Below are 25,536 nucleotides of genomic sequence, written 5' to 3'. Positions count from 1 at the left end.
CCAGCACGGGCCGGGGACGTCAGCCGGACGGCCTAGCCCCGGCAAAGTGTTGCCTGGCAAGATTATTTCCGACTGTCCGCAGTGGATCCGGAGAGTGTCCGGGTCAACGCGAGCGCGACCGTACGGACGGCGGGAGCGACCCGTTCGGTCCGCATCCGGTTGGCCCAGCCGGAAATGGAGACCGCTGCCACCGCGACGCCGTGTGCGTCGAGCAGCGGGCTGGCCGCGCACACGACGCCGACACCGGATTCCTCGCGTTCCAAGGCGACTCCGTCCTCCCGCACCCGGGTGAGCTGACGGCGGAGCAGGCCGGGCGCGGTGATCGTCCGCGCGCTCACCCGCGGCAATCCGGCGTCGATCACCTGGTTCACCACGGATTCCGGAGAAAACGCCAGGATCGCCTTGCCGACCCCGGTGGCGTGCGCGGGGAACCGGCCGCCGATGCGCGACGGCAGCGTCGGCGCGTCCGGGCCGCGCAGGACGTCGAGGTACACCACTTCGGTGCCTTCGAGGATCGCGAGGTGGACGGTGTTGTGCGTCGCTTCGCGGAGGTCGGCCAGGTACGGCCGGGCCGCTTCGACCAGTCCGCGGCGGGGCGAGGCCAGTTGGCCGATTTCGAACAGGCGCAGCCCGAGCCGCACCGCGCCGTCCTCGCGCTCGAGCAGGCCCGTTTCGGTGAGGTGCCCGACGAGCCGGTGCACCGTCGTCTTCGCCAGCCCGGTCCGGCGGGCCAGTTCGGAGACGCCGACGGTCTCGTCACCCGGCCGGAAGGCTTCGAGGAGCGCGGCGAGCCGGGTCGCGACGAGCCCGTCGCCGCTCGTCCCTTCGTTCCGCCCAGCGGTACGCATGGGTTGAGTGTGCCCCATTGGCCGCGCGAGTGTCACCAGGTCGGAGGGGGAGGTCAGTGGTCGTCGGCGCCGAGGACGAGCTTCACGCAGTGCGCGACGAGCCGCTCGCGCGAAACCTTCAGCGAGCCGTCGAGGTAGGCGATGAAGACGTTGCTCAGCGCGCCGACCAGCCCGACCGCGACCATCCGCCGCTCGATCTCGTCGCCGTGGGACAGCTGCTCGCCGACGAGCGCGGCGAACACCGGCAGCAGGTGCAGGCCGCGGCGGGTCAGTGCCGGGTCGGTCAGCGGGGCGAGCAGCAGTACCCGGCCCTTGCGGGGGTCGTCGACGATCAGCTCGACGAACGCGCGCACGGCGTGTTCGGCCCGCAGGACGGGGGTCGGGGCGTCCCGGACGGCGTCGACGAGTGCCTGCCGCGCCTGTTCGCCGACGTGCTCGTACACCGCCGCGACGAGCTCTTCCCGGTCGGCGAAGCTCTCGTAGAAGTAGCGCTCGGTCAGCTTCGCGTGCCGGCACACCGCGCGGACGCTCGTCCCGGCCGAGCCCTCGGTGCCCAGCAGCTCCAGGCCCGCGGCCACGAGCTGCTCGCGCCGCAGCGCCTTCCGGTCGTCCAGCGTCGTGCCCGCCCACGTGCGGCCCGGCATGGCGGCTCCTCGGTTGACTACAACTGTTGTCAGATCCTAGCCTGACAACAGCCGTAGTCAGTTTTGACTCGACGAGGAGCGCGCTGATGACACCGGACCCGCTGGGTCCCGACTCGCTGACCTGGAAGTACTTCGGCGACTGGCGCGGCCTGCTCATCGGCCTGTGGGCCGGGTCGATGCAGAACATGCACCCGGGCCTCGGCGCCGGCGTCGAGCAGCACTCGCGGTTCTTCCAGGAACGCTGGCAGCGGCTGTTCCGCTCGCTCTACCCGATCGGCGGGGTGGTCTACGACGGCCCGCGCGCGCACCGGACCGCCCTGGAGGTCCGCGGTTACCACGATCGCATCAAGGGCGTCGATGCTCAAGGCCGCCGCTACCACGCGCTCGACCCGGACACCTACTACTGGGCGCACGCGACCTTCTTCGTCAGCACGATCCTCATCGCCGACCACTTCATGGGCGGCATCGGCGAAGCGGAGAAGCGGCAGCTGTTCGCCGAGCACGTCCGGTGGTGGCGGATGTACGACATGACCATGCGGCCGGTGCCCGAGAGCTGGGAAGACTTCCAGCGCTATTGGAAGCACATGTGCACCGAGGTCCTCGAGGACAACAAGGCGACCAGGGACGTCCTGGACATCCGCGGGCTCGGCAAGCCGCCGTTCCTGCCCTGGCTGCCGGACGTGCTGTGGCGGCCGGTCCAGCGCATCGTCGCGCGCAACTTCGTCTGGCTCACGATCGGCCTCTACGACCGAGAGGTCCGCGACCTGCTCGGCTTCCGCTGGTCCGAACGCGACGCACGGCGCCACCGGCGGTTCGGGAAGCTCGTCAACGCCGTGTTCAAGCTCGTCCCGCACGATCGTCGCTACCACCCGCGAGCCCGCGCCGGCTGGCGTCGCGTCCGCGGCGAGGTGGCTCCGGACGCGCCGTTGGCCGAGACTCCACGAAGGAACCTGCCGCCGCTGTCCCAGCGGGGCAAGCCCGAGCACTACGCGCCGAACGTCTAGGAGGCATTCGTGAAGCTGGGATTCCACGTCGGGTACTGGGGCAGCGGCCCGACCCCGGGCGCGCTGGAGGCCGTCCTCAAGGCCGAGGAGCTCGGGTTCGACTCGGTGTGGACGGCGGAGGCGTACGGCTCGGACGCGTTCACCCCGCTGGCCTGGTACGGCGCTTCGACCAGCCGGATCCGGCTGGGCACGAACATCGTCCAGATGGCCGCGCGCACCCCGACCGCGACCGCGATGCACGCGCTGACCCTGGACCACCTGTCGGGCGGCCGGATGGTGCTCGGGCTCGGCGCGTCGGGCCCGCAGGTCGTCGAAGGCTGGTACGGGCAGCCGTACCCGAAGCCCCTCGCCCGCACCCGGGAGTACGTCGACATCGTCCGGCAGGTGATCGCGCGCGAAGCGCCGGTGACCCTGGACGGGCAGTTCTTCCAGCTGCCGCTCAAGGGCGGGACCGGGCTCGGCAAGCCGCTGAAGCCGACCGTGCACCCGCTGCGGAAGGAGATCCCGATCCATCTGGCCGCGGAGGGCCCGAAGAACGTCGCGCTGGCCGCGGAGATCGGCGACGGCTGGCTGCCGATGTTCTTCTCGCCCAAGAGCAACGGCTTCTACCAGGCCGCGCTGGAAGAGGGCTTCGGCCGGCCGGGCGCGCGGCACACCCTCGAGACGTTCGAGGTGCCGTGCTCGGTCCCGGTGATCGTGCACGACGACGTCGAGGAAGCGGCGAGCTGGATGAAGCCGTCGCTCGCGCTGTACATCGGCGGGATGGGCGCGAAGAGCGTGAACTTCCACCACGACGTCTTCGCCCGGCTCGGCTACGAGGACGTGGCCGACAAGGTGCAGGAGCTGTACCTGGCGGGCCGCAAGGAGGAGGCCACGGCCGCGATCCCGACGTCGCTGGTCGAGGACACCTCGCTGATCGGGCCGCCGGCGAAGATCCGCGACGAGCTGCGGGCGTGGGAGGAAACGGTCGTCACGCAGCTGCTGCTACGCGGTGACGCCGCGACGCTGGAGAAGATCGCCCGCGCCCTCGGCTGACCGGCGGGTCGCTCCGTGGCCTTGGTCACGACGATGGCACGATTCCCCTCGACCACTACCGGGTGCGCGCCGAGATCGAATACTCATGGCCTGCACCCGGTACGCATTCGAGGAGGACCTGTTGGCGACGCTGTCCGGCCGGACGAGGTTCCGCTATTCGCTCGGCTCGTTCGTCACCGGGTCCTTCGGCACGGTCCCCGGACTGGTGCTGGTGAAGTACCTGACCGACACGATGGCCGTGCCCGCGGGCTGGGCCGCCGCGATCGTGTTCGTGCCCAAGGCCTGGGACGTGCTGTTCAACCCGATCGCCGGCCGGCTGTCCGACGCCGACCTGCTCAAGACCGGCAGCCGCCGTCGCTTCCTGCTCATCGGCGGCATCGGCGTGGCGATCCTGTTCGCGGCGATGTTCGCCCACCCCGGGTTCGGGAGCCCGCTGCCGGACGCGCTGTACGTGGCGATCACGTTTGCCGCGTGTGCCACGGCGTACGCGCTGTTCCAGGTGCCGTTCAACGCGCTGCCCGCCGAGCTGACCGAGTCGGCGACCGAGCGCACGAAGCTCACCAGCGTCCGCATCGGCGTGCTGGCCGTGACGATCCTGATCTGCGGTGGCGGCGCGCCGGCGATCACCGCCGCGATCGACGGGGTCGCCGGCTACCGGCTGATGGCCGTGGTGATCGGGCTGATCGTGCTGGCCGCGACGCTGCTGGTGTACTTCGGGCTCAAGGACGCGCCGGTCGGCTCGCTGCGGCCGAACACCGTGAACCTGAAGGAGCTGGTGCGGACGCTCGCCGCGTGGCGGCCGTTCCGCTGGCTGCTCGGCACGTACTTCATCCAGGCGCTCGGCATCGGCACGGTGCTCGCCGCCATCCCGTTCTTCGCCCAGCGCATCCTCGGCAAGGAGAGCTACGGGACGATCCTGTTCGTCATCTTCGTCGGTCCCGCGCTGATCACGATGCCGCTGTGGCCGCGCCTGGGCGACCGGGTCGGCAAGCTCAACGGCTTCCGCCTGGCCACCGCGGCCTTCGCGGTCGGGCTGCTCGGCCTGGTCTTCGCGCGCGAAACCCCGCTGGTCGTGTCGTTCGTCTTCGTGGCGCTGTGCGGGGTCGGCTACGCCGGGATCTCGGTGTTCCCGCTGGCCATCCTGCCCGACCTGATCACCGCCGAGGAGGAGCGCACCGGCGAGACACGGGCCGGCATCGCCGCGGGCGTGTGGACCGCGGGGGAGACGCTCGGCCTGGCCTTCGGCGGCGGGCTGTGGGCGATCATCCTCGCGTTCGGCGGGTACGTGTCCAGCACCGACGCGACGGCGGACCAGCCGCACAGCGCGATCCTGGCGATCCTCGTCGGGGCGTCGGTCATCCCGGGCGTGCTCATCGCGCTGGCCCTGCCGCTGCTGCGGCGGTCGGTGCTGGAACCGCGGCATGAACCCGCCTGAGGACGTCCTCGCCCGGCTGCGGGCGCTGCGCGCGGGTGACCTGCCGACGCACGGCGGCCGCACGCTGGCCTACGTCTACGACAGCGGAATGTCCGAAGTGGACTCCCTCGGTGCGGCGGCGCACGCGCTGGCGTCGTCGGCGAACGGTTTGGATCCGACGGCGTTCCCGAGCCTGCTGAAGATGGAGAACGACCTCGTTCTCGCGGCGTCCCGGTTGCTGGGTGACGTCCCGGGGGTGGTCGGCTCGGTGACGTCCGGCGGGACGGAGTCGTGCCTGCTGGCGGTGCTCGCCGCGCGCGACGGACGGCCGTCGCCGTCGATCGTGCTGCCGACCACCGCGCACGCGGCGTTCCACAAGGCGGCGCACCTGTTCGGGCTGCGCCGGATCGACGTCCCGGTCGACCCGGTGACGTTCCGGGCCGACCCGGCGGCGATGGCCGCGGCGATCGACGACTCGACGGTCCTGGTCGTGGCGAGCGCACCGTCGTACGCCCACGGCGTGCTCGACCCGGTGCCGGAGATCGCCGCGGCGGCTCTCGAGCGGGGTGTCCGGATGCACGTCGACGCCTGCATCGGCGGCTGGGTGCTGCCGTACTTCGCCCGCCTCGGCGCGGATGTCCCGCCGTTCGACTTCCGCGTCCCCGGCGTCACCAGCATCTCGGTCGACCTGCACAAGTACGCGTACTGCCCGAAGGGGACGTCGGTGCTGCTGCACGCGTCGGCCGAGCTGCGGCGCACGCACTACTTCGCGAGCGCGGCCTGGCCGGGCTACACGATGTTGAACACGACGATCCAGAGCACGCGCTCCGGCGGCCCGCTCGCCGCGGCGTGGGCGGTGGTGCACCACCTCGGCTCCGAGGGGTACCTCAAGCTGGCGACCGCCGCGCGTGAGGCGACGTCCCGGATCCGTTCCGGTATCGAGGAACTGCCCGGTCTGCGGGTGCTCGGCGACCCGGTGTCGACGCTGATCGCGTTCACCGGCGACGACGGCTTCGACCTGTTCACGGTGGCCGACGAGATGAAGGCACGCGGCTGGTACGTCCAGCCGCAGTTCGCTCATCTGACGTCGCCGGTGAACCTGCACCTGACGGTCACGGCGGCGAACCACGGCGGCGAGAAGGAGTTCCTCGCCGACCTGGCCGCCTCGGTCGACGCGGCCCGCGCCGCCGGTCCGGTGGTCGTGGACCCGGCGGTGGCGGAGTTCGTCGCGGCCCTCGACCCCGACACGCTGACGTCTTCGCAGTTCGCGGACCTCCTCGCCGCGGCAGGTCTCGGCGGCGCTTCCGGCCTCCCGGACCGCATGGCCCCGATCAACGCCCTCCTCGCCACAGCGCCACCCCCACTCCGGGAGCGCCTCCTGCTCGAGTTCCTGGGCGCCCTCTACACGCCGTGAAAAGCCGTGAATGGCACATTGAGGGACTTAGAGTCCCTCAATGTGCCATTCACGGACTTCGGCTACTGGGTGCGGGAGGCCAGGCCGGCCGGGGCGGATTTGACGGCCGCGTGGATCGCGTCCGCCAGGGCCAGGGCGTCTTCTTCGGTGAGTTCGAGGGCGACCCGCGCCGACGCGCCCAGGGCCGGGCTGCGGAAGTCGATGTTGACGGTGTGCCCGTACGGCGCGTGGACCGGGTGGTCGACGTACACGGTGCCCTCGGTCAGGCGGAACCAGCCGCGGGCGCCCTTGCCACTGCCTTCGAGGGCGAACTTCTCGGTCAGGTAGGTGCACATGGCGAGTCCTCTCAGACGGTGAGCGTGCGCGCGTAGAAGTCGAGGATGCGTTCCCAGCCGTCCTTCGCGGCTTCGGGGCGGTAGCTCGGGCGGTCGACGGCGAAGAACGCGTGACCGGCGTCGGCGTAGGTGTGGAACTCGTGCTCCTTGCCGAGTTTCTCCAGCTCGGCCGCCAAGACCGCCACCTCGTCCGGGCCGGGGAACTGGTCGTCGGCGCCGAAGATGCCCAGCAGCGGGCAGGACAGCTGCGGGGCCAGGCCGAGCAGCGGCTTCATCATCCTCATGGCTTCGGGCGGGTCGTTGACGACGAAGGCGCCGTAGCAGTCCACCGCCGCGTCGAGGTCCAGGGAACAGGCCGAGAGGAACGCGTGACGCCCGCCCGAGCAGTGCCCGATCACGCCGATCCGGCCGTTCGCGTTTTCCAGGGCGCGCAGGTAGTCGGCCGCCCCGGAGACGTCCCCGACCAGACGGTCGTCCGGGACGCCGCCGGCCGCGCGGACCATCGCGGCCGCGTCGTCCGGGTCCGCGCCCGGTGCTTCGCGGGTGTACAGGTTCGGGCAGAGCGCGTTGTAGCCCTCGACGGCGAAGCGGCGCACCATCTCCTTCGTCGCCGCGTCGTAGCCGGGCAGGTGGTGGATCACCACGACACCGCCGCGCGGGGTCGCGTCGGTCGGTTTGGCCAGGTAGGCCTCGAGCTCGTCCCCGCCGTGACCGCTGATGGTGACGGTCCCGGCGACGATTTCGTCGGTCATTGAGACTCCTTGACTTCCTCGGGAGTGTGGAAGTAACGCCCGCCGCGCGCGGCGGAAGCCACCGCGGCGATGACGGCCATGAGCGCGGCCGCGGTGAACACGACCACCAGGCCGTGGTGGAACGGGCCGGACACCAGCCGCGGGAAGAACTCGCCGCCGGTGAGCGTCGCCCGGTCCGCGGGCGGCAGTCCGGAAAGGACGTCCGGGCCGAGCAGGTGCCCGACCGGGTTGCTGCCGAGGAACGCCGCGAACAGCGTGCTCACCGGCGGCAACTGCGCGACGCCGTCGGCGACGGGCGCCGGGACGCCGTGGGCCTGCAGCCCGCCGGTGAGCGTCTGCGGCAGCGACGAGGCCAGCCCGGCGATCATCAGCGAGAAGAAGACGCCGATCGACAGCGACGTCCCGGAGTTCTGGAACGTCGCCCGCATGCCGGAGGCGACACCGCGCTGATCGGTCGGCACGCTGCTCATGATCGCCGACGTGTTGGGCGCGGCGAACATGCCCTGGCCGACGCCGCTCAGCACGAGCAGGGCCGCGAACGCCGGGTACGGGAAGTCCACCGGCAGTGCCAGCAGCCCGACGAAGGCCACCGCGACCAGGAGCAGCCCGCCGGTGGCGAACAGCCGCGCCCCGAACCGGTCGGAGAGGTACCCGGACACCGGGCCGGCGAGGAGGAACCCGACGGTCAGCGGCAGCATGTGGATCCCGGCCCACAGCGGCGTCTGCTCGTAGTCGTAGCCGTGCAGGGGCAGCCAGATGCCCTGCAGCCAGATGATGAGCATGAACTGCATGCCACCACGCGCGACCGAAGTCAGCAAGGCGGCGACGTTGCCCGCGGCGAACGCGCGGATCTTGAACAGGCTCAGCTGGAACATCGGCGCGGCGACGCGGGTCTCGATGACGCCGAACAGCAGGAGCAGCAGCACGCCGGCGCCGATCCCGCCGAGTACCCACGGGTTGCCCCAGCCGGTCGCGCCGCCGCCGTAGGGCTGGATACCGTAGGTGATGCCGGCGAGCAGGAGCGCGGTGCCCGCGGCGAACGTGACATTGCCGCCCCAGTCGATCTTCGCGCGCTTCGGCGTCCCGACCTCGCGGAGGCTGCGGATCGACCAGATCGTGCCCAGCAGCCCGAACGGCACGCTGACCCAGAACACCGCGCGCCAGTCGATCTCGGCCAGCAGGCCGCCGACGACCAGACCCAGGAACTGCCCGGCCAGCGCGGTGATCTGGTTGACGCCCAGCGCCATGCCGCGCTGTTCGGTGGGGAAGGCGTCGGTGAGGATGGCGGCCGAGTTCGCCGTCAGCATCGACCCGCCGACGGCTTGGACGACCCGCCAGCCGATCAGCCACAACGCGCCGCCGCCGGCGTGGAACGGGTCGAACGACAGCGCCACCGAAGCGACGCTGAAGATGACGAAGCCGAGGTTGTACATCTTGACCCGGCCGAACATGTCGCCGAGCCGTCCCAGCGTCACCACCAGCACGGCCTGCACCAGCAGGTAGCCGAGGATCATCCACAGCAGGTAGCCGATGTTGCCCGGCGCGAGGGGGTCGAGCCCGATGCCGCGGAAGATCGCCGGCAGCGAGATGATGACGATCGAGCCGTCGAGCGCGGACATCAGCACGCCGAGTGTGGTGTTGGACAGCGCGACCCACTTGTAGCTCACAGCTCGTCCGCCAGCCGTTCGATCAGCGGGATAGCCGCGGCGAGCTCGCGCTGCTCGGCCGCGGTGAACTTCTCGGCCAGCGCGGCCGCCATGAGCCGCGTGGTCCGCGACCGCCGGTCGGTGAGCAGCTTGATGCCGGCCTCGGTGACCGACATCAGCACCTTGCGGCCGTCGGAGTCGTCCTTGCGCCGTTCGACGAGCCCGCGGCCGACGAGCCCGGCGAGCGTGACGCCCATGGCCTGCGGTTTGACGCGTTCGAGGTCGGCCAGGCAGCCCGGCGTGGCCGGGCCCTCCCGGTCGAGCCGGGAGAGCACCGAGCGTTCGGGCAGGGTCAGCTCGCCGGCGACGTATCCCTGGCGCAGCCGCCGGATCAGCCGGCCGAGGGCGACGCGCAGGTCGGCGCTCGCCTGGAGGAGCTCCTCGTCCGTCACATTCGTCAACCTAGACTGATAAACCTGGGTTGATCAACTCGGACGCGAGCGCCGCTATCGGGTGAGCCGGGAGGTTTCGCCCGGGCCGGGGCCGGGCCCGGTGTTACCGTCCGAAATGGACACACCTGGAAGGGGCAGCCGATGACCAGCCCGCACGTGCGGCACGCCGGCCACGACCACATCCACCGCGAGGGCTGCGGCCACGCGGCGGTCCCGCACGGCGACCACGTCGACTACGCCCACGACGGGCACCTGCACCGGCCGCACGACGGCCACTTCGACGAGTGCGAGATCGCGGGGCACGTACCGCACGCGGGCCACGACCACACCCACGGCGACGGCTGCGGCCACGTGGCGGTGCCCCACGGCGAGCACGTCGACTACCTGCACGACGGACACCGCCACGCGGTCCACGAGGACCACTACGACGACCACTGAAGTGCTTTCATCGGATCAATCGGCTTGATGGTCCAGTCTGAATCACGACGATCTCCCTGGCTGTAAGGAATTCCGCTGATCGGGACCTTTCAAGAAAGGTCTTTACATCCGATGTTCGGCGGCTACCTTGGAAGCGTGGCGACGACGCCGCGCTCGGCTCAGGGAGAGGAGCAAGGCATGTCAGGTCCGCGCCTGGCCGGACTGGCCATCGTGGTCGCGGCCGCTCTGGCCATTCCGGTCACCGCCGCCTCGGCGGCGCCCGTCCCGCAGGCCGCCGTGATCGGCACCGGCTGGACCCAGGTCGACCCCTCGAAGACGATCCAGGTGGTCAGTCACGGCACCGCCCATCCGCACGACTGGGCCACCACGACGCAGGCAGCCGAGGACGGCGTGTCCTACAGCCGCTCCGGTGGGGTGGAGACGTTCAAGCTGCTGAGCAAGTCGTCGAACCGGGTCGAGGTCCGGGTCCACAACGACTACAAGACCGGGCTCCGCCACTTCGAGGGCGACCTGAAGGTGGCCGGTCCGACCGAAGACGAGTCGTGCATGCAGATCTTCGGCAACGACGGGCCCGGCGCGACGACGTTGATGATCCGCGCCTACGCGGCCGACGGCGGCACCCTCCGCGGCCTGGGCAAGGTGCTCGCCACCGGAGTCTTCGGCAAGTGGGTGCACGTCAACGTCATCCACGACGCCACCGCGAACAAGGTCTCCGTCTACCTCGGCGGCAAGCTCGTGGCCAGCGGATCCGGCCCGACGGGCACGCACTACTTCAAGTACGGCGTGTACGGCACGCTCCAGGCGGCGAACGCGCAGACCCAGTGGAAGAACGTGAAGTTCTTCCAGAAGTGACTCGTGAGCGCTCCGGGCCGTCCGGAACGCTCACGAGTCAGTGGACGTGGACCGGGCCCCACTCCGGGAACGGGTCGGGCCCGGTCGCGACGTCGCCGAGGCAGTCACCCAACGCGGCGAGCAACGCGTCCCCGGCCAGGTCGACGCCGATGAACACCAGTTGGTTGAGCAACGTCGTCTTGCCCGCGCCGCGGAAGCCGGACAACACCGTGACCGGGACCGTCACGAGTGGAAGTGCTTCATCAGCCGGCGCGGGACCAGCTGAACCTTGCCGTCGACCTTGATCGGCACCAGGTCCGGCACGGCGGCCTTCCACTGTGACCGCCGGGACCGGGTGTTGCTGCGGGACATCTTCCGCTTCGGGACGGCCATCAGCGGTTGCCTCGCTTCCCGTAGCGGCGGTGGAACTTCTCGACCTGGCCGGCGCTGTCCATGATCCGCTGGGTGCCGGTCCAGAACGGGTGCGACCACGAGCTGATGTCGACCATGACGAGCGGGTAGGTGTTGCCGTCGGACCATTCGATGGTCCGGTCGGAGGTGATGGTGGACCGGGTCAGGAAACTGTCGCCGGTGGACGAGTCCTTGAAAACCACGGGGTGGTAATCGGGGTGGATGCCGTTCTTCACTGGTCTTCCTTTCGGTTCGCCGCGGTCGCGTCGTGCCGCGCCGGGTCGGGTTCGGTGTCCTCGCAGGGCTCTTCGTGCCAGTCGCCGAACGGGTCCGGGTAGCGCTGCCACTCCCCGGGGCCGGCGGCCAGTTCTTCGTCGGTCAGTAGAGCGCCGCGCAGGGCCGTGTCGATCTCGTCGGGCGTTGTCTGGTCCGTCACCACGACGAGCTCCTGCGCCCGGTCGCCGTGCGCCGGGTCCCAGCGCAGGGACGCCAGGGTGTGGCGTTCGGGGGAGACGTCCGTCCACATCCGCGCCAGCTCGACCCGCGGGATCGACGGCGCCACCCGGTCGAGCACCGCGGACGCCTTCGCGGCGCTCCACGCGTCGGTGGCCGCGCCGGCCAGCACGAGGACGTCGGCGAACTCCACCTGGGACAGCGCGACCTGGGCGACCGTCCGCTCGTCCTCGGGGCTGCCCTGCAGGTTCCGGTCGGCCAGTTCGTCGTCGCCGGTCGCGTCGGCGAGCCAGGTCGCGCAGTCGACGACGGTGAGGACGGCCCGCAGGTCGACGTCGTCGCGCACCGGATGGTCGCCGACCAGGACGTTGCGGATCGCCCAGCTCACCGGCTCCGGCTCCATGGCCTCGTCGAGCCGGACGACGATCCGGGTCACCTCCGGGCGCCGCGCCAGCCGCCGCAGCAGCGGGAGGAGGTCCTCCCGCAGGGTGCACGACACGCAGCCGTGGGCCAGTTCCAGCACGGACAGTTCGTCGTGTTCGCCGAGCCGCAGCTGGCGGCGGACGACGCCGGAGTGGATCTCGCGCAGGTCGTGGTGGACGACGGCGGTGCCCGGCCCGGCGACGCGCAGAAGCTCGGCCAGCGCGGCGTTCGGGCCGGGGGCGAGCCCGCTGACGAGGACGAGCGGGACGCGGGGGTGAGGGGTCACTGCGGCTCCAGGAATGCGGGCGGGGTACGGTGCGTAGAGTAGATGACAATGATAACCACTATCAACTTGGGAGGGTCCTTGTCCGCCGTCTGCCAGGTCACCGGCCGCAAGCCGGGCTACGGCAAGCAGGTCTCGCACTCCCACCGCCGCACGTCCCGGCGGTGGGAGCCGAACCTTCAGAACCGCCGGTACTTCGTGGCCGGTGAGGGCCGCTGGGTGCGGCTGCGCGTCTCCGTCAAGGGCATGAAGACGATCGACAAGCGCGGCATCGAGGCCGTCGTCGCCGAGCTGAGGGCGAAGGGGGTGAAGCTGTAATGGCGAAGAGCACCGACGTCCGGCCGATCATCAAGCTGCGGTCCACCGCGGGCACCGGCTACACGTACGTCACGAAGAAGAACCGCCGCAACGACCCGGACCGCATGGTCCTGCGCAAGTACGACCCGGTCGCGCGCAAGCACGTCGAGTTCAAGGAAGAGCGCTGATGGCCAAGAAGTCGAAGATCGCGAAGAACGAGCAGCGGAAGGTGATCGCCGCGCGGTACGTCGAACGCCGCCGCGCGCTCAAGGCCGTCGTCGCCTCGCCGGCGTCGTCGCCGGAGGAGAAGGCCGGGGCGGTCGTCGCGCTGCAGAAGCTGCCCCGTGACGCGAGCCCGACCCGGATCCGCAACCGCGACACCGCCGACGGGCGTCCCCGCGGGTACCTGCGGAAGTTCGGGCTGTCGCGGGTGAAGATGCGGCAGGCCGCCCACAACGGCGAGCTGCCCGGCGTCGCGAAGTCGAGCTGGTGAGCCGGATGCCGAAGCCGAACCGTGACCGTCCCGCCAAGCGCAAGGTGAACCTGTTGCGCGCCAACAAGATCACCGAAGTCGACTGGAAGGACGCCGACCTGCTGCGGAAGTTCATCTCCGACCGGGGCAAGATCCGGGCCCGCCGGGTCACCGGATTGACGCCGCAGCAACAGAAACAGGTCGCCACGGCGATCAAGAACGCGCGCGAGATGGCCCTGCTGCCGTACCCGTCCTCGGGGCGCGCGAGCTGAAATTCGGATGCGGCAGCCGGGTGGGTGCGCGACCATGGGTGGACGAAAGGGGGCGTCGCAGGAGGATGTCCTGACACAGGAGGTCCGCGCTTGCACGCCCAGCTCACGGTCACGCCCGCCCGGCTGCCCGAAGTCCTGCTCACCACCGCCGTCGTGCGGCCGGTGTTCCTCTGGGGCGCGCCGGGAATCGGGAAGTCCTCGCTCGTCCGGGACTTCGCGGCGTCGCTGGGGCTCGACTGCGTTTCGCTGCTGGGCACGCAGCTCGCGCCCGAAGACCTCATCGGCGTCCCGCAGATCGTCGACGGCCGCAGCCGGTTCTGCCCGCCGGAGCAGATCGCGCGCGACGAGCCGTACTGCCTGTTCCTCGACGAGCTGAACGCCGCCGCACCCGACGTCCAGAAGGCGTTCTACTCGCTCATCCTCGACCGCCGCATCGGCTCGTACGAGCTGCCGCCTGGCTCGGTCGTGATCGGCGCCGGCAACCGCGCCACCGACCAGGCCCTCGCCCGGCCGATGGCCTCGGCACTGGTGAACCGCCTGGTGCACGTCCACCTGCGCGCCGCGCCCGACGACTGGCTCGCGTGGGCCGCGGGCCACGGCATCCACCCGTGGGTCGTCGAGTACCTCACCCAGCGGCCGGACCACCTCTGGAGCCCGCCGCCGAAGACCGAGGAGCCGTTTTCGACGCCGCGGTCCTGGCACATGCTCTCCGACCTGCTCCACTCCGCCGGTGACCCGGCCGACGACGAGACGGTCGCGCTGCTGGCGTACGCCACCCTCACACCGGCGCACGCGGGCGCGTTCCGCGCGTACCTCAAGGTCGCCCGGCACGCCTTCGACCTCGAGGCCATCCTCAAGGGCGAGGTGCGCTGGCCGGCCGAGCCGGGTGACCGGGACCTGCTCTACTTCCTCGCCGAGACGTTCCGCGCGCGGCTGGTCAAGGACCTGCCCGCGGACAAGCGGCACGCGTCGGCGGCCGTGCGCCAGTTCGCCTTCCGGGCGAAGAGCCTGCTGGTGGAGCTGGCCGAGATCTCCCTGGAGATGGCGCAGCTGGTCATCGCCGACGACGAAGCCGGCAACCCGCGGCTGCCGTCGTGGTTCCTGGTCGAAACCGCCCGCGACCTGCCGCGGCTGGTGGCGGCGCGCGCATGAGCAACGTCCGCGCCGAAGCCAAGCGCCGCGAGCGCCGGACCAAGGCGATCGAGGACGGCTGGGCCCAGGTCCGCGCGCACACCGTCCTCGACCACCTGGCCCGCGGCGCGAGCCTGAGCCAGGAGAGCCTGACCGGGGTGGGCAGCTGGGCTGTCGTCACCGACCGCGGAACGATCACGCCGAACCGGGCCCGCGACGCCGAGGCGGGCGAGTGGGCCTGGGTGTTCGCGCACGTGCTGCTGCACCTCGGCCTCGGCCACCTCGACGAGGACCGGCTGACCGAGGCGGAGGCGGTCACGCCGGACCGCGAGGTCGACCCGGCCTACGCCGCCGCGTGCTGCGTCGCCGTGCACCGGTTCGCCGAGGCCGTCCACGTCGGGACACCGGTGCTGGACCTGCCCGAACTGCCCGGTACCGAGGAGCTGACCTTGACCCGCGCCTGGCGGGAAACGGGCGTTCCGGCGCCGTTCGCCGACCTGGGCACCGGCCGGCCGTGCCTGGCGCTCGCGGAGCCGATGTCCCGCTGGCAGCTGCAGTACCACGGGAAGCCGAAGCCCTGGACCGAACGGTTCGCCCGCGGTCTGATCGCCTCGGCCACCGAGGCCATGGAACGTGCCGCCGACGCGCGCGGGCAGACCCGGCACCGGCGGGCGATCGGGGAGTGGGACCGCGCGCTGTCCTGGTTCGTCTCGTCGTTCCCGCTCCTCGGCGCGGTGGCCGCGGGGTTCACCCTGGTCGTCGACGCCGAGGTCGTCCGCGCCTGGGACATCTCCCTGGCGGCGGTCGACGCCGAACACGGCGAGATCTACGTCAACCCGGCGGCCGCCCTGACCGCCGAGGAATGGCGGTTCGTCCTGGCGCACGAAATGCTGCACGCGGCGCTGCGGCACGACCGGCGGGCCCTGGGCCGCGACCTGTACCTGTGGAACGTCGCCTGCGACTACGTGATCAACGGCTGGCTGGTCGCCATGGCCGTCGGCGAACTGCCCGACGGCACCCTGCACGACCAGCAGCTGACCGGGATGTCGGCGGAGTCGGTGTACGACACGCTGACGACCGACATCCGGCGGGCACGCAAGCTGCTGACCCTCGGCTCGCGCGAGGCCGGGGACGTCCTGGGCGACTGGCTGTCCGAGCCGGAGGCGGCGCAGCGCCGGTCGTCGAAGCGGGACACCCGGCCGCTGCCGTGGCGCGACGGCGACCGGGCCGGCGGCGTCGACCTCGACGAGTTCTACCGCCGGGCGCTCACCCAGGGGCTCGAATACCACCACGCCCGGGGCCGCGGGCTCCTGCCGGCCGGACTGGAGCAGGAGATCCGGGCCCTGGATCACCCGCCGCTGCCGTGGGACGCGCAGCTGGCCCGCTGGTTCGACGAGCACGTCCGCGTCGAACTGCCGGTGCGCAGCTACGCGCGGGCGTCGCGCCGCCAGTCGGCGACCCCGGACATCCCGCGCCCGGGCCGCGTCCGCCCGGAACGGCTCGATCGGCGCGTCACCTTCGGCGTCGTGCTGGACACGTCGGGGTCGATGAACGCCGAGCTGCTGGGCAAGGCCCTGGGGGCGATCGCGTCGTACGCGCTGGCCCGGGACGTCCCGGCGGCGCGCGTGGTGTTCTGCGACGCCGTCGCCTACGACGCCGGGTACCTCGCGGTGGAGGACATCGCGGGCCGGGTCAAGGTGCGCGGCCGCGGTGGCACGATCCTGCAGCCGGGCGTCGACCTGCTGCAGCGGGCGGACGACTTCCCGGCCGATGGCCCGATCCTGATCATCACCGACGCCCAGTGCGACCACGTCCGGCCGCGCCGCGAGCACGCGTACCTGGTGCCGCGGGGTGCGCGGCTGCCGTTCGTGGCGCGCGGGCCGGTCTTCCGGGTGGCGTGACCCACGCTGGGCTGTCGTGGGCGTGAACCCTAAATAGACTCCCGGCCATGGACGACCCGCACTACCTCTCCGGCCTCCAGCTCACCGGCCGCCGCGTCGTGATGATCGGCGGCGGCACCGTGGCCCAACGCCGGCTGCCCCGGCTGATCAGCGCGGGGGCCCGCGTCGAACTGGTGTCGCCGCACACCACGCCGTCGGTGCAGGGAATGGTGGACGCGGGCGAGCTGGTCTGGCACGAACGCCCTTACGCCGAGGGCGATCTTCGCGCTGCTTGGTACGCGCTGGCCTGCACGAACGACCCAGACGTGAACGCGGCCGTCTGTGCCGAGGCCGAGCGCGAGCGGGTGTTCTGCGTCCGCGCCGACGAAGGCGAGTCGGGCAGCGCGGTGACCCCGGCGTCCGGGCGGCACGGTGGCCTGCTGTTCGGCGTCCTCTCCGGCGGCGAGCCGCTGCGCTCGGCCGCGGTCCGCGACTCGATGCTCGACGGCCTGCACAACGGCACGATCGAGGACGGCCGCCGGCCCCACCCGGAGGGCAGCCTGCCCGGGGTCGCGCTGGTCGGCGGCGGCCCGGGCGACCCGGAGCTGATCACGGTCCGCGGACGGCGGCTCCTGTCGCGCGCGGACGTCGTCGTGGTCGACCGGCTGGCACCGCGCGAGCTGCTCGGCGAACTCGCGCCGGAGGTGGAGATCGTCGACGCGGCGAAGATCCCGTACGGCCGCGCGGCCAGCCAGGACGTCATCAACAGCACGCTCATCGAGCGCGCCAAGGAGGGCAAGTTCGTCGTCCGGCTCAAGGGCGGCGACCCGTACCTGTTCGGCCGCGGCTTCGAAGAGGTGCTGGCCTGCGCCGAAGCGGGCGTCCCGGTGACGATGGTCCCGGGCATCACGAGCGCGTTCGCGGTGCCCGCGGCCGCCGACGTCCCGGTGACCCACCGCGGCGTCGCCCACGAGGTGGTGGTGGTCTCCGGCCACGTCGCCCCCGGCGACGACCGGTCCCTGGTCGACTGGGACCTGCTGGCCCGGATGCGCGGCACGATCGTGCTGATGATGGGCGTGGAGCGGCTCCCGCAGTTCGCGAAGGCCCTCCTGGACGGCGGCCGCCCGGCGGACACCCCGGTGGCGATCGTCGAGGACGGCACGATGCGCACCCAGCGCACCCTCCGGTCCACATTGGACAAGGTGGCGGCGGACGCGGCGGCCGCGTCCGTCCGCCCACCCGCGGTGATCGTGATCGGCCCGGTCGCCGCACTGGCCCCTGCTGATCACACGTGATGCCCCGCTGATCACGCGAGTCACGTCTTCAATCACGCGAGTTCCGGGCTCAATCACGCGAGTTCCGGGTTTCAGCTCGGCTGGAAGAACGCCTGCAGTTTCCGGGCGGCGTCCGGGGACATCATGAGTTCGTGCATGTCCTCGGACCTGCGGGCGGCGGCGCCGGCGCGTTCGAACATCTCGCGTTCGTACTCTTCGACGGCGGTGGCGAAGTCGTCCGGGTGCGCGGCGAGGGCCAGGCCGAGTGAGGCGCCGTCGAGCATTGCCATGTTCGCGCCTTCTCCCACCGCCGGCATCAGGTGCGCGGCGTCGCCGAGCAGCGTGACGTCCGGCCTCGACGGCCAGGTCAGGCCGGCCGGGAGCGTGGTCATCGACCGTGGCACGACCCGGTCGTCGCAGGCGGCGATCAGCGCCGTGATCCGCGGGTCCCAGCCCGGGAGCAGTTCGATCAGCCGCGCCCGGGCGGCGGCCGGGTCGTCGAAGGGGATCCCGCTGGTGGCGAACCAGTCTTCGGCGGTGTTGGTGAAGCTGACGCCGATGCGGACGCGGCCGTCGCCGTTGCGTTGCGCCGCCAGGGAAATTCCGTTGCCCACCACCCAGTAGGTGCCGCGCCCGACCATCGCCGCCAGGTCCGGGTGCGTGCGGTCGATGTCCGGGATGCCGATCTCGACGACGTTCTTGCCGATGGGTGCCGGGCGGACGTCGGTGAGCAGCGGGCGGACCCGGGACTGCGCGCCGTCCGCGCCGACCAGCAGGTCGTACGGCGCACTGCTCCCGTCGGCGAAGTGCAGCCGGCCGTCGCCGGCGGACTTGAACACGTGCCCCCAGCGCACCGTGTCCTCGGGAAGAGAGTCCAGCAGCAGGTCGCGCAGATCGGCGCGGTCCACCTCCGGGCGCAAGAGCGGGGCGTCGTCGGGCGTGTCCTCCTGGTGCAGCAGGGTGCCGTCCGGCTCGAGCAGCCGCATGTCCTGGCCCTCGCCGCGGGCGATCGCGAAGAACTCCTCGAGCAGACCGGCCTCGCGCAGTGCCCGCTGCCCGGAGTGGATGTCGAGCATGCTGCCCTGATCGCGAGCGGTACGCGAAGAGTCCCGTTCGTACACGACGGCTTCGATGCCGTTCACGTGCAGCACCCGGGCGAGGGTCAGGCCGCCCATCCCGCCGCCGACGATGGCGATCGTCATGGTTCCCCCTTCGATACAGTGTATTGACAAATACAGTGTATCGCGACAGGCGTTGTATCGTCACCGGCATGTTGGTGTGGGAGCGGCCGGAGCCGCCGGATCGGCCGGTACCGGCCTCGCTGAGCCGCGAGCGGATCGTCGGGGCGGCGATCCGGCTGGCCGACGCGGACGGCCTGGACGCGGTGTCGCTACGCAAGGTCGCCGCCGCGCTGGACGTCGGCCCGATGCGGCTGTACGGCTACATCGCCACCAAGGAAGAGCTGCTCGACCTGATGGTCGACGCGGTCTACGCCGAGATCCGGCCGGTCGGCGACGGGTGGCGGGAGGTGCTGTGTTCCCTCGCCGAAGCCACCCGGAAAGCGGCGCACCGGCACGAATGGCTCGCCGACCTGCTCGGCGGCCGGCCGCAGCTCGGGCCGAACACCATGGCCGGGGGAGAGGCGGTGCTGGCCGCGATGGACGGCGTCGACCTGGACACGGTCGTGCCGGGGGTCGCCGCGGTCACCGCGTACGTGACCGGCGCGGTACGCCGCGAGATCACCGAACGGCGTGCCGAGCGGGTCTCCGGGATGGACAAGAGGCAGTGGCAGGCCACCTTCGGGCCCTATCTGGAGCGGACCTTCGCCACCGGCAGGTTCCCGGCGCTGGCCACGATGGTGCGCGACGGCCCCCACCTGGACGCCGACCAGACCTTCCGCATCGGCCTCGGCTTCGTCCTCGACGGCATCGCGGCCCGCATCTCAAAGCGCGTTCAGTAGCAGCTCGCGGCGAAGTCCCGGATCGCGTCCGACAGCCGGGTCGGGTCGAGCCTGAGCTCGACCGGGCTGCGGGCCTGGACGAACTCCGCGTCCGGCATGTCGGCGGCGAGGGTGTCCGCGTCGCCGAACGGGTGGATCGGGTCGCCCTCGTGGCCGATCACCAGCGCGCGCGTGGTGATCTTGCGGCGCACCGACTTCGGCGGCGCGATCCGGCCGAACAGCACGCCATGCAGCAGCGCCGCCATCGGGGCCGGGCGCTGCGAGAGCGTGTCCGTCACGACGTCGACCCACTGGTTGCCGTGCGGAACCACCGACGCCGCGAGCGCGACCGCCTGCACCGTGAACGGCAGGAACCGGGCCGCCATCAGCAACGGCGCGAACGTGAACAGCCCGGCGACGATCGCGTTGTCCAGCACCGGCATCTCGACGACCAGCCCGCGTGCCCGCTCGGGGGCCAGCACCGCCACTTCCAGCGAGACGTTCGCGCCCAGCGACGTCCCGCCGATGACGGCCGACTCGACCTCGAGGTGGTCCAGCAGCGCCAGGGTCTGCTCGGCGAACGAGGGCATCGAGTACAGCCACGACTCGGTCGGCCGGTCGGAGTCGCCGTGGCCGAGCAGGTCGAGGGTGATCACCCGGAAGCCGGCGCGGGCCAGCCGGCGCGCGAGGGGCGCGTGCATCCGGCGGGTCAGCATGATGCCGTGGGTGAGGACGACGACCTTGTCACCGCTGCCGAACTCGGTGTACCAGAGCCGGTGTCCCTCGTGGTCGAAGGAGCCGGTCAGCTCGATCGGGCGGGACTCGCGCCGGGCGGGCGCGGCGGGGGGTTCGGGTTCGATCGCGGTCGCGCTGGCCGGGCTCATGTCCCACCGTCCTCCCCGTGTCGTGGGGGTGAGTCTCTTTCAGGAAAGCATCCCCCGACCAGGTTGGCACGGTGACCATGGGGTCAATTGACAAGGTGCCAATGGCGGGTCGCCGCGAGCATGGGTCAAGATGACCCCATGACCGCTACTGCTGACAGTTTGCCCGACCTCGTGTCCCTGAAGGTCGACGTCGACGGCCCTGTGGCCGAAGTGACGCTGCTCGGCCCGTCGAAGGGCAACGCGATGGGGCCGGACTTCTGGCGCGAGCTGCCGCAGGTGTTCCGCGCGCTGGATGCTGACCCGCAGGTCAGGGCCGTGGTGCTGACCGGCAGCGGGACGAACTTCTCCTACGGCCTCGACCTGCCGGCGATGATGGGCGACTGGGCGCCGATGCTGGGCCCGGACAACCTGGCCGGCCCGCGCACGGCGTTCCTCGACCAGGTCCGGTCGCTGCAGGCGGCGGTCAGCTCGATCGCGGAATGCCGCAAACCGGTCGTCGCGGCCGTGTCCGGCTGGTGCATCGGCGGCGGGGTCGACGTCGTCGCGGCCGCGGACGTCCGGCTGGCCAGCGCTGACGCCAAGTTCAGCGTCCGCGAAGTGCGTGTCGCGATCGTCGCGGACCTCGGCAGCCTCCAGCGGCTGGCCTCGATCGTCGGCGAAGGGCATCTGCGGGAGCTGGCCCTGACCGGCAAGGACATCGACGCCGCCCGCGCCGAGAAGATCGGCCTGGTCAACGACGTCCACGCGGACCAGGAAGCCGTGCTGAAGGCCGCCCGCGAACTCGCCGGGGAGATCGCTGCGAACCCGCCGCTGGTGGTGCAGGGTACGAAGCAGGTACTGGCGGCGAACACCGAGCGCCAGGTCGCCGACGGCCTCCGGTACGTCGCGGCGTGGAACTCGGCGTTCCTGCCCAGCAAGGACCTCGGCGAAGCGGTCCAGGCCTTCATGGAGCGCCGGAAGCCGGAGTTCAAGGGCGAATAGAGGAGGTAGCGTGAGCGCTTCGACTGTCCACCACGCGTTCCGCGTCGCGCGGGACTACCTGCAGGCCCGCCGCGAGGACTACGACACGGCCTACCGGGACTTCGCCTGGCCGGAGTTCGACGAGTTCAACTGGGCGATCGACTGGTTCGACGTCGTCGCGCACGACCCCGACAACGCCGAGCGGGACGCCCTGTGGATCGTCGAAGAGGACGGCAGCGAGAGCCGCTGGACCTACCCCGAGATGTCGGGCCGGTCCAACCAGGTGGCGAACTGGCTGCGCGTCCTCGGCGTCCGCCGCGGCGACCGGCTGATCCTCATGCTGGGCAACCAGGGCGAGCTGTGGGAGACGATCCTCGCCGCGATCAAGCTCGGCGCCGTGATCATCCCGGCGTCCACGCTGCTCGGGCCGGCCGACCTGACCGACCGCGTCGAGCGCGGCGCGGCCAAGCACGTCGTCGTCCGGGCGGTGGACGCGCCGAAGTTCGACGGAATCGAAGGCGACTACACGCGCATCGCCGTGGGCGAGCCGGTCGAGGGCTGGCTTTCGTACTCGGCCGCGTTCGCGCAGTCGCCGGAGTTCACGCCGGACGCCCCGACCCGGGCCGGCGATCCGCTGCTGCTCTACTTCACCTCCGGCACGACGGCGAAGCCCAAGCTGGTGCAGCACACGCACGTCTCGTACCCGGTGGGCCACCTTTCCACGATGTACTGGATCGGGCTGGAACCGGGCGACGTCCACCTGAACATCTCCTCGCCGGGCTGGGCGAAGCACGCGTGGAGCAACTTCTTCGCACCCTGGAACGCCGAGGCCACGGTATTCCTCTACAACTACAACCGGTTCGACGCGGGCGCGTTGCTGGCGCAGCTGGACCGGTGCGGGGTGACGAGCTTCTGCGCCCCGCCGACGGTGTGGCGGATGCTCATCCAGGCCGACCTGACGGCGCTGAAGACCCCGCCGCGCAAGGTCGTTGGCGCGGGGGAGCCGCTCAACCCCGAGGTGATCGACCAGGTCCGGAAGGCGTGGGGCGTCACCATCCGCGACGGCTTCGGGCAGACGGAGAGCAGCGTCCAGATCGCCAACACGCCGGGGCAGGACGTCGTGCCCGGCTCGATGGGCCGCCCGCTGCCCGGGTTCGTGGTGGCGCTGGTCGACCCGATCAGCGGCGAGCGGGCATCGGAGGGCGAGATCTGCCTCGACCTCGCCCACCGCCCGGTGGGCCTGATGACGGGCTACGCGGACGACGACGAGCGCACCTCGGCGGCGTTCGGCGGCGGCTACTACCACACCGGTGACGTCGGTTCGATCGACGAGCGCGGCTACATCACGTACGTCGGGCGCACGGACGACGTGTTCAAGGCGTCGGACTACCGGATCTCGCCGTTCGAGCTGGAGAGCGTCCTCATCGAGCACGAGGCGGTGGCGGAGGCGGCGGTGGTCCCGGCCCCCGACCCGATCCGGCTCGCGGTGCCCAAGGCGTACGTCGTGCTGGCCGCGGGGTTCTCCCCGGACGCGGCGACCGCGCGGTCGATCCTGGCGTACTGCCGCGAGCACTTGGCGCCGTACAAGCGGATCCGGCGGCTCGAGTTCGCGGAGCTGCCGAAGACGATCTCGGGCAAGATCCGCCGCGTCGAGCTGCGAGGTCGTGAGAGCGACCCGAAGCGCGCCGAAGCGACGGAGTACCGCGAGGAGGACTTCCCCGACCCAAGTCCTGACTCCGGCAGCTCACCGGGGCCGCGGACGTCATGAAAGAGTCGTTCATGACCTCAGACGTCATGAACGACTCGTTCATGACATGCGGTGGGGCGGGCGGTCAGGCGCGCGTGCCTTCGACCTGGCGGCCGTCTTCGGTGGAGCACGCCGTCACCGGGTCGTTCGGGCCGCTGCCGCACGTCCACTCGTCGAGCACCACCGGGCCCGGGCCGTCCGCGGAGGCGGCCTCCGCCGGGGTCAGCTTCGCGAAGTAGTCCTTCAGCAGCTTCGTCGCCGCGGCGCAGTCCACCTTGCCGTGGGCCACGACGGCTGTCTTCGCGCCGCCCGCACCCGGGACTTCGCCGCAGGGCACGCCCGGTGCCGTCGACTCGACTGCCGCCACCGCGGCCGGGACAGTGGCGGACGGCGAGACTGCCGCACTGACGGGCGCCGGGTCGCCGCCCGCGCAGCCGGCCAGTGCGGCGGTCGCGGCGACGAGCAGCAGGGGGTACGCGAGTGTCTTCATGGGCCCTTCAGGAGCGGACGGGACGGCAGCGGACTCACTCGGACGGCACGACGGCGGCGAACACCGTCTGCTCGCCCTTGGTACAGGTGGTGCCGCCCTGCGCGGCGGGCGGACCGGACGTGCACAGCCAGCCGTCGACGGTCTCGTTCACCGCGTCGTTCGAGCCGGTGCCCTGGCGCCCGGCGATCTTGCGGTGGAAGTCGCCGACGAGCTTGGTCGCCGTGGCGCAGGTGACCCCGGCGGAGCCGCTGTCGAAGACGTACAGCGTGAGCCCGCTGGCGGCGGTGACCGTGCCGCACGACCCGGGCACCGTCGGCGGCGCTCCGGACGGCTTGGTCACCGGGGCCGGCGCGGACGTACCGCCGGTCGCGGCCGAGGGCGGCGGAGTGGTGCCCGGCGGCGTCGCCGTGGTGGGCGCCGCTGCCGCGGAGGAAGGCGGGGGAGGGGGCGCCTGCGCGGCCGGGTCGCCGGCGCAGGCCGCGAGCGCGGGGACGGCGAGGCAGGCCGCGAGCAACGGCCGCCACGTCCTCGTGGTGGCTGGGTGGGGCACCGCGATCGTTCCTCCCCGGTCAGGCCGACCCGGTCATTCTGGCCCATCCCGGCCGGGGCCCCGTGGACCGGCTCGCCCACGAGTGTGCCGGAGATTACTCCAGCCGGGCGGCGGCCCGCGCCGGTGGCCGCCGAAAGACCGTCCACAATGGACAATTAACATTCCGTTCACGCTCCGAAACCTCACGCTGCCATGAAGAATCGATCGGTCTAATTCCCGGCGTTCCCGTTAACATTCCGGCCTCGGGGACCGAAGATCTTGGTGGAGGCCGCAGAGCTTCCCGTCCCCGAAACCCGTCCCGAGCCCGTGAGAGCGATGAACGACGACGCTGTGACCAGCACCGAAGACCCGTCCAGTCCGCCGACCGTCCCCTGCACCGTGGTCTGGTGCGGCGGCCGTCCGTACGTCCTCGAGGGACGCATCGGCCGCGCCCGCTGGATGGGCACCGACTTCCGTGGCCGTCCCGAGTCGCTGAGCAGCGCGGAGCTGCAGCGACGCGGCTGGAGCCACCACCGCGCGAGCTGACGCCGCCCGGGCCGCACCACCGGGCGGCCCGGCCCCCTTCCGCTGTTTAATTGGCCGGTGAGCACAGCCGCGCCGGACCCAGCCGCTCAGGCGAGCGCCGAACCGTCCCTGCTGAAGCAGGCCTTCAATGTCCCGAACATCCTGTCGCTGCTGCGGCTGGCCGGCGTGCCGGTGTTCCTCTGGCTGCTGCTGGGCCCGAAGGAGGACGGCTGGGCGCTCGCCCTGCTGGTGTTCAGCGCCCTGACCGACTGGCTCGACGGCAAGCTGGCCCGCTGGCTCAACCAGATGTCCCGGCTGGGGCAGCTGCTCGACCCGGCGGCCGACCGGCTGTACATCCTCGCGACGCTCATCGCGTTCCTGGTCCGCGACATCATCCCCTGGTGGGTCGTCGTGCCGCTCGTGCTGCGGGAAGCCGTGCTCGGCGGCTGCGTGTTCGCGCTGCGCCGCCGCGGCTTCGCCCCGCCCGAGGTCACCTACCTCGGCAAGGGCGCGACCTTCGTCCTGATGTACGCCTTCCCGCTCCTGCTGCTCGCGCAGGGCGGCTCGGACGTCGCCGCGGTCGCCCGGCCGATCGGCTACGCCTTCACGATCTGGGGCGCGGTCCTCTACGTCTGGTCGGGCGTGCTCTACGTCGTGCAGGCGCGCAACGCGCTGCGCGGCGCCGGAGACGACTGAACGTGGCCCTTTCCCCGGGTCGTGGCGGGCGGCTGCGCCGTGTGGGTGTAAGACTTC

Annotated in this window: 32 protein-coding genes; 18 read left to right on the top strand and 14 right to left on the bottom strand. The window is 71.4% G+C overall.

Going from position 1 to position 25,536, the window contains the following annotated elements:
• Positions 1-62 precede the first annotated feature (62 nt).
• Together A3CE_RS0101985 and A3CE_RS0101980 are read right to left on the bottom strand one after the other, a co-directional pair.
• Positions 63-848 (bottom strand): IclR family transcriptional regulator, encoded by a 786-nt coding sequence (locus A3CE_RS0101985; protein WP_020638390.1) that lies wholly within the window; start codon positions 846-848, stop codon positions 63-65.
• Positions 849-901: 53 nt separating this feature from the next.
• Positions 902-1,492 (bottom strand): TetR/AcrR family transcriptional regulator, encoded by a 591-nt coding sequence (locus A3CE_RS0101980; RefSeq protein ID WP_020638389.1) that lies wholly within the window; start codon positions 1,490-1,492, stop codon positions 902-904.
• Positions 1,493-1,578: 86 nt separating this feature from the next.
• On the opposite strand from A3CE_RS0101980, the gene A3CE_RS0101975 reads away from it, so the two are divergent.
• The 4 genes from A3CE_RS0101975 (at position 1,579) to A3CE_RS0101960 (ending at position 6,359) form a co-directional block, all read left to right on the top strand.
• Positions 1,579-2,496, top strand: coding sequence for an oxygenase MpaB family protein (locus A3CE_RS0101975; protein WP_020638388.1), 918 nt, complete (start codon positions 1,579-1,581; stop codon positions 2,494-2,496).
• Between the two features lie 9 nt (positions 2,497-2,505).
• Entirely contained in the window at positions 2,506-3,531 is a 1,026-nt protein-coding gene (locus A3CE_RS0101970; RefSeq protein ID WP_020638387.1) for an LLM class F420-dependent oxidoreductase, read from the top strand.
• 121 nt (positions 3,532-3,652) lie between these two features.
• Entirely contained in the window at positions 3,653-4,966 is a 1,314-nt protein-coding gene (locus tag A3CE_RS0101965; RefSeq protein ID WP_026468059.1) for an MFS transporter, read from the top strand.
• Entirely contained in the window at positions 4,953-6,359 is a 1,407-nt protein-coding gene (locus A3CE_RS0101960) for a pyridoxal phosphate-dependent decarboxylase family protein (protein WP_020638385.1), read from the top strand. Before A3CE_RS0101965 ends, A3CE_RS0101960 begins: the two co-directional genes overlap by 14 nt.
• A 62-nt stretch (positions 6,360-6,421) precedes the next feature.
• Here A3CE_RS0101960 and A3CE_RS0101955 read toward each other — a convergent pair whose 3' ends face one another.
• The 4 genes from A3CE_RS0101955 to A3CE_RS0101940 are packed head-to-tail and all read right to left on the bottom strand — an operon-like array spanning position 6,422 to position 9,544.
• Positions 6,422-6,694: a DUF6295 family protein gene (locus A3CE_RS0101955; protein ID WP_020638384.1), complete on the bottom strand. Its 273-nt coding sequence runs from the start codon at positions 6,692-6,694 to the stop codon at positions 6,422-6,424.
• Positions 6,695-6,705: 11 nt separating this feature from the next.
• The gene (locus A3CE_RS0101950; RefSeq protein WP_020638383.1) at positions 6,706-7,446 is read right to left on the bottom strand and encodes a dienelactone hydrolase family protein; all 741 of its coding nucleotides are present in this window, start codon (positions 7,444-7,446) and stop codon (positions 6,706-6,708) included.
• Complete coding sequence (locus tag A3CE_RS0101945; protein ID WP_020638382.1) at positions 7,443-9,113, bottom strand: MFS transporter; 1,671 nt, start codon at positions 9,111-9,113, stop codon at positions 7,443-7,445. Before A3CE_RS0101945 ends, A3CE_RS0101950 begins: the two co-directional genes overlap by 4 nt.
• Positions 9,110-9,544 (bottom strand): MarR family winged helix-turn-helix transcriptional regulator, encoded by a 435-nt coding sequence (locus A3CE_RS0101940; protein WP_020638381.1) that lies wholly within the window; start codon positions 9,542-9,544, stop codon positions 9,110-9,112. Before A3CE_RS0101940 ends, A3CE_RS0101945 begins: the two co-directional genes overlap by 4 nt.
• Positions 9,545-9,685: 141 nt before the next feature.
• On the opposite strand from A3CE_RS0101940, the gene A3CE_RS0101935 reads away from it, so the two are divergent.
• Together A3CE_RS0101935 and A3CE_RS0101930 are read left to right on the top strand one after the other, a co-directional pair.
• A complete protein-coding gene (locus A3CE_RS0101935) occupies positions 9,686-9,982 on the top strand; it encodes a hypothetical protein (protein WP_020638380.1) in 297 nt (98 codons plus the stop codon).
• A 177-nt stretch (positions 9,983-10,159) separates the two neighbouring features.
• A complete protein-coding gene (locus A3CE_RS0101930; protein WP_020638379.1) occupies positions 10,160-10,834 on the top strand; it encodes a polysaccharide lyase family protein in 675 nt (224 codons plus the stop codon).
• 37 nt (positions 10,835-10,871) lie between these two features.
• On the opposite strand, the gene A3CE_RS0101925 is transcribed toward A3CE_RS0101930, so the two are convergent.
• The 4 genes from A3CE_RS0101925 to A3CE_RS0101910 are packed head-to-tail and all read right to left on the bottom strand — an operon-like array spanning position 10,872 to position 12,386.
• The gene (locus A3CE_RS0101925) at positions 10,872-11,060 is read right to left on the bottom strand and encodes a GTP-binding protein (protein ID WP_020638378.1); all 189 of its coding nucleotides are present in this window, start codon (positions 11,058-11,060) and stop codon (positions 10,872-10,874) included.
• Positions 11,057-11,206, bottom strand: coding sequence for a 50S ribosomal protein L32 (gene rpmF / locus A3CE_RS0101920; protein ID WP_020638377.1), 150 nt, complete (start codon positions 11,204-11,206; stop codon positions 11,057-11,059). The genes A3CE_RS0101925 and rpmF overlap by 4 nt, the downstream gene beginning before the upstream one ends.
• The gene (locus A3CE_RS0101915) at positions 11,206-11,460 is read right to left on the bottom strand and encodes a type B 50S ribosomal protein L31 (RefSeq protein WP_020638376.1); all 255 of its coding nucleotides are present in this window, start codon (positions 11,458-11,460) and stop codon (positions 11,206-11,208) included. Before A3CE_RS0101915 ends, rpmF begins: the two co-directional genes overlap by 1 nt.
• A complete protein-coding gene (locus A3CE_RS0101910) occupies positions 11,457-12,386 on the bottom strand; it encodes a GTP-binding protein (protein ID WP_020638375.1) in 930 nt (309 codons plus the stop codon). Before A3CE_RS0101910 ends, A3CE_RS0101915 begins: the two co-directional genes overlap by 4 nt.
• Positions 12,387-12,464: 78 nt before the next feature.
• Between A3CE_RS0101910 and rpmB the strand changes: the two genes are divergently transcribed.
• The 7 genes from rpmB (at position 12,465) to cobA (ending at position 17,730) form a co-directional block, all read left to right on the top strand.
• Positions 12,465-12,701, top strand: coding sequence for a 50S ribosomal protein L28 (gene rpmB, locus A3CE_RS0101905; RefSeq protein WP_020638374.1), 237 nt, complete (start codon positions 12,465-12,467; stop codon positions 12,699-12,701).
• Positions 12,701-12,868: a 50S ribosomal protein L33 gene (gene rpmG, locus A3CE_RS0101900; protein WP_003091682.1), complete on the top strand. Its 168-nt coding sequence runs from the start codon at positions 12,701-12,703 to the stop codon at positions 12,866-12,868. The genes rpmB and rpmG overlap by 1 nt, the downstream gene beginning before the upstream one ends.
• On the top strand, positions 12,868-13,173 hold the full coding sequence (gene rpsN / locus A3CE_RS0101895) for a 30S ribosomal protein S14 (protein WP_020638373.1): 306 nt from the start codon (positions 12,868-12,870) through the stop codon (positions 13,171-13,173). Before rpmG ends, rpsN begins: the two co-directional genes overlap by 1 nt.
• Entirely contained in the window at positions 13,170-13,424 is a 255-nt protein-coding gene (rpsR, locus tag A3CE_RS0101890; RefSeq protein ID WP_026468057.1) for a 30S ribosomal protein S18, read from the top strand. Before rpsN ends, rpsR begins: the two co-directional genes overlap by 4 nt.
• A gap of 90 nt (positions 13,425-13,514) precedes the next feature.
• The gene (locus A3CE_RS0101885) at positions 13,515-14,576 is read left to right on the top strand and encodes an ATP-binding protein (RefSeq protein WP_020638371.1); all 1,062 of its coding nucleotides are present in this window, start codon (positions 13,515-13,517) and stop codon (positions 14,574-14,576) included.
• Positions 14,573-16,456, top strand: a complete 1,884-nt coding sequence (locus A3CE_RS0101880) for a vWA domain-containing protein (RefSeq protein WP_020638370.1) — start codon at positions 14,573-14,575, stop codon at positions 16,454-16,456. Before A3CE_RS0101885 ends, A3CE_RS0101880 begins: the two co-directional genes overlap by 4 nt.
• 47 nt (positions 16,457-16,503) lie before the next feature.
• On the top strand, positions 16,504-17,730 hold the full coding sequence (cobA, locus tag A3CE_RS0101875; RefSeq protein WP_020638369.1) for a uroporphyrinogen-III C-methyltransferase: 1,227 nt from the start codon (positions 16,504-16,506) through the stop codon (positions 17,728-17,730).
• A gap of 71 nt (positions 17,731-17,801) precedes the next feature.
• Here the strand turns inward: cobA and A3CE_RS0101870 are convergent, their stop codons facing one another.
• Entirely contained in the window at positions 17,802-18,911 is a 1,110-nt protein-coding gene (locus A3CE_RS0101870; RefSeq protein WP_020638368.1) for an FAD-dependent oxidoreductase, read from the bottom strand.
• A 68-nt stretch (positions 18,912-18,979) separates the two neighbouring features.
• Here A3CE_RS0101870 and A3CE_RS0101865 point away from each other — a divergent pair, with 68 nt between their 5' ends.
• Positions 18,980-19,669, top strand: coding sequence for a TetR/AcrR family transcriptional regulator (locus A3CE_RS0101865; protein WP_020638367.1), 690 nt, complete (start codon positions 18,980-18,982; stop codon positions 19,667-19,669).
• Here A3CE_RS0101865 and A3CE_RS0101860 read toward each other — a convergent pair.
• Entirely contained in the window at positions 19,663-20,532 is an 870-nt protein-coding gene (locus tag A3CE_RS0101860; protein WP_020638366.1) for an alpha/beta fold hydrolase, read from the bottom strand. The two genes, A3CE_RS0101865 and A3CE_RS0101860, sit on opposite strands and share 7 nt — an antisense overlap.
• A gap of 138 nt (positions 20,533-20,670) precedes the next feature.
• Between A3CE_RS0101860 and A3CE_RS0101855 the strand changes: the two genes are divergently transcribed.
• Both A3CE_RS0101855 and A3CE_RS0101850 read left to right on the top strand, forming a co-directional pair.
• The gene (locus A3CE_RS0101855) at positions 20,671-21,513 is read left to right on the top strand and encodes a crotonase/enoyl-CoA hydratase family protein (RefSeq protein ID WP_026468056.1); all 843 of its coding nucleotides are present in this window, start codon (positions 20,671-20,673) and stop codon (positions 21,511-21,513) included.
• A gap of 10 nt (positions 21,514-21,523) precedes the next feature.
• On the top strand, positions 21,524-23,260 hold the full coding sequence (locus tag A3CE_RS0101850; protein WP_020638364.1) for an AMP-binding protein: 1,737 nt from the start codon (positions 21,524-21,526) through the stop codon (positions 23,258-23,260).
• 64 nt (positions 23,261-23,324) lie between these two features.
• On the opposite strand, the gene A3CE_RS0101845 is transcribed toward A3CE_RS0101850, so the two are convergent.
• Together A3CE_RS0101845 and A3CE_RS0101840 are read right to left on the bottom strand one after the other, a co-directional pair.
• The gene (locus A3CE_RS0101845; RefSeq protein WP_020638363.1) at positions 23,325-23,729 is read right to left on the bottom strand and encodes a hypothetical protein; all 405 of its coding nucleotides are present in this window, start codon (positions 23,727-23,729) and stop codon (positions 23,325-23,327) included.
• Between the two features lie 34 nt (positions 23,730-23,763).
• Positions 23,764-24,279, bottom strand: coding sequence for a hypothetical protein (locus A3CE_RS0101840; RefSeq protein WP_026468055.1), 516 nt, complete (start codon positions 24,277-24,279; stop codon positions 23,764-23,766).
• Between the two features lie 315 nt (positions 24,280-24,594).
• Here A3CE_RS0101840 and A3CE_RS0101835 point away from each other — a divergent pair, with 315 nt between their 5' ends.
• Both A3CE_RS0101835 and clsA read left to right on the top strand, forming a co-directional pair.
• Positions 24,595-24,804 (top strand): hypothetical protein, encoded by a 210-nt coding sequence (locus A3CE_RS0101835; protein WP_020638361.1) that lies wholly within the window; start codon positions 24,595-24,597, stop codon positions 24,802-24,804.
• Between the two features lie 57 nt (positions 24,805-24,861).
• Positions 24,862-25,479, top strand: a complete 618-nt coding sequence (gene clsA, locus A3CE_RS0101830) for a cardiolipin synthase ClsA (protein ID WP_020638360.1) — start codon at positions 24,862-24,864, stop codon at positions 25,477-25,479.
• The last annotated feature ends 57 nt before the right edge of the window (positions 25,480-25,536 follow it).

The organism is Amycolatopsis balhimycina FH 1894 (assembly GCF_000384295.1).
Classification (GTDB): Bacteria; Actinomycetota; Actinomycetes; order Mycobacteriales; family Pseudonocardiaceae; genus Amycolatopsis; species Amycolatopsis balhimycina.
The sequence above is the reverse complement of the archived record's forward strand: the minus strand, read 5'-3'. Positions and strand labels throughout refer to the sequence as shown.

What these genes read in the sequence shown, in the direction of transcription:
- A3CE_RS0101955 (WP_020638384.1), bottom strand. Translation starts at nt 6,694, where the DNA reads ATGTGCACCTACCTGACCGAGAAGTTCGCCCTCGAAGGCAGTGGCAAG.
- A3CE_RS0101960 (WP_020638385.1), top strand. Translation starts at nt 4,953, where the DNA reads ATGAACCCGCCTGAGGACGTCCTCGCCCGGCTGCGGGCGCTGCGCGCG.
- rpmF (WP_020638377.1), bottom strand. Translation starts at nt 11,206, where the DNA reads ATGGCCGTCCCGAAGCGGAAGATGTCCCGCAGCAACACCCGGTCCCGG.
- A3CE_RS0101855 (WP_026468056.1), top strand. Translation starts at nt 20,671, where the DNA reads ATGACCGCTACTGCTGACAGTTTGCCCGACCTCGTGTCCCTGAAGGTC.
- A3CE_RS0101860 (WP_020638366.1), bottom strand. Translation starts at nt 20,532, where the DNA reads ATGAGCCCGGCCAGCGCGACCGCGATCGAACCCGAACCCCCCGCCGCG.
- A3CE_RS0101835 (WP_020638361.1), top strand. Translation starts at nt 24,595, where the DNA reads ATGAACGACGACGCTGTGACCAGCACCGAAGACCCGTCCAGTCCGCCG.
- A3CE_RS0101980 (WP_020638389.1), bottom strand. Translation starts at nt 1,492, where the DNA reads ATGCCGGGCCGCACGTGGGCGGGCACGACGCTGGACGACCGGAAGGCG.
- A3CE_RS0101880 (WP_020638370.1), top strand. Translation starts at nt 14,573, where the DNA reads ATGAGCAACGTCCGCGCCGAAGCCAAGCGCCGCGAGCGCCGGACCAAG.
- cobA (WP_020638369.1), top strand. Translation starts at nt 16,504, where the DNA reads ATGGACGACCCGCACTACCTCTCCGGCCTCCAGCTCACCGGCCGCCGC.
- A3CE_RS0101985 (WP_020638390.1), bottom strand. Translation starts at nt 848, where the DNA reads ATGCGTACCGCTGGGCGGAACGAAGGGACGAGCGGCGACGGGCTCGTC.
- A3CE_RS0101930 (WP_020638379.1), top strand. Translation starts at nt 10,160, where the DNA reads ATGTCAGGTCCGCGCCTGGCCGGACTGGCCATCGTGGTCGCGGCCGCT.
- rpmG (WP_003091682.1), top strand. Translation starts at nt 12,701, where the DNA reads ATGGCGAAGAGCACCGACGTCCGGCCGATCATCAAGCTGCGGTCCACC.
- A3CE_RS0101845 (WP_020638363.1), bottom strand. Translation starts at nt 23,729, where the DNA reads ATGAAGACACTCGCGTACCCCCTGCTGCTCGTCGCCGCGACCGCCGCA.
- rpsN (WP_020638373.1), top strand. Translation starts at nt 12,868, where the DNA reads ATGGCCAAGAAGTCGAAGATCGCGAAGAACGAGCAGCGGAAGGTGATC.
- A3CE_RS0101950 (WP_020638383.1), bottom strand. Translation starts at nt 7,446, where the DNA reads ATGACCGACGAAATCGTCGCCGGGACCGTCACCATCAGCGGTCACGGC.
- A3CE_RS0101935 (WP_020638380.1), top strand. Translation starts at nt 9,686, where the DNA reads ATGACCAGCCCGCACGTGCGGCACGCCGGCCACGACCACATCCACCGC.
- A3CE_RS0101870 (WP_020638368.1), bottom strand. Translation starts at nt 18,911, where the DNA reads ATGACGATCGCCATCGTCGGCGGCGGGATGGGCGGCCTGACCCTCGCC.
- A3CE_RS0101865 (WP_020638367.1), top strand. Translation starts at nt 18,980, where the DNA reads ATGTTGGTGTGGGAGCGGCCGGAGCCGCCGGATCGGCCGGTACCGGCC.
- A3CE_RS0101975 (WP_020638388.1), top strand. Translation starts at nt 1,579, where the DNA reads ATGACACCGGACCCGCTGGGTCCCGACTCGCTGACCTGGAAGTACTTC.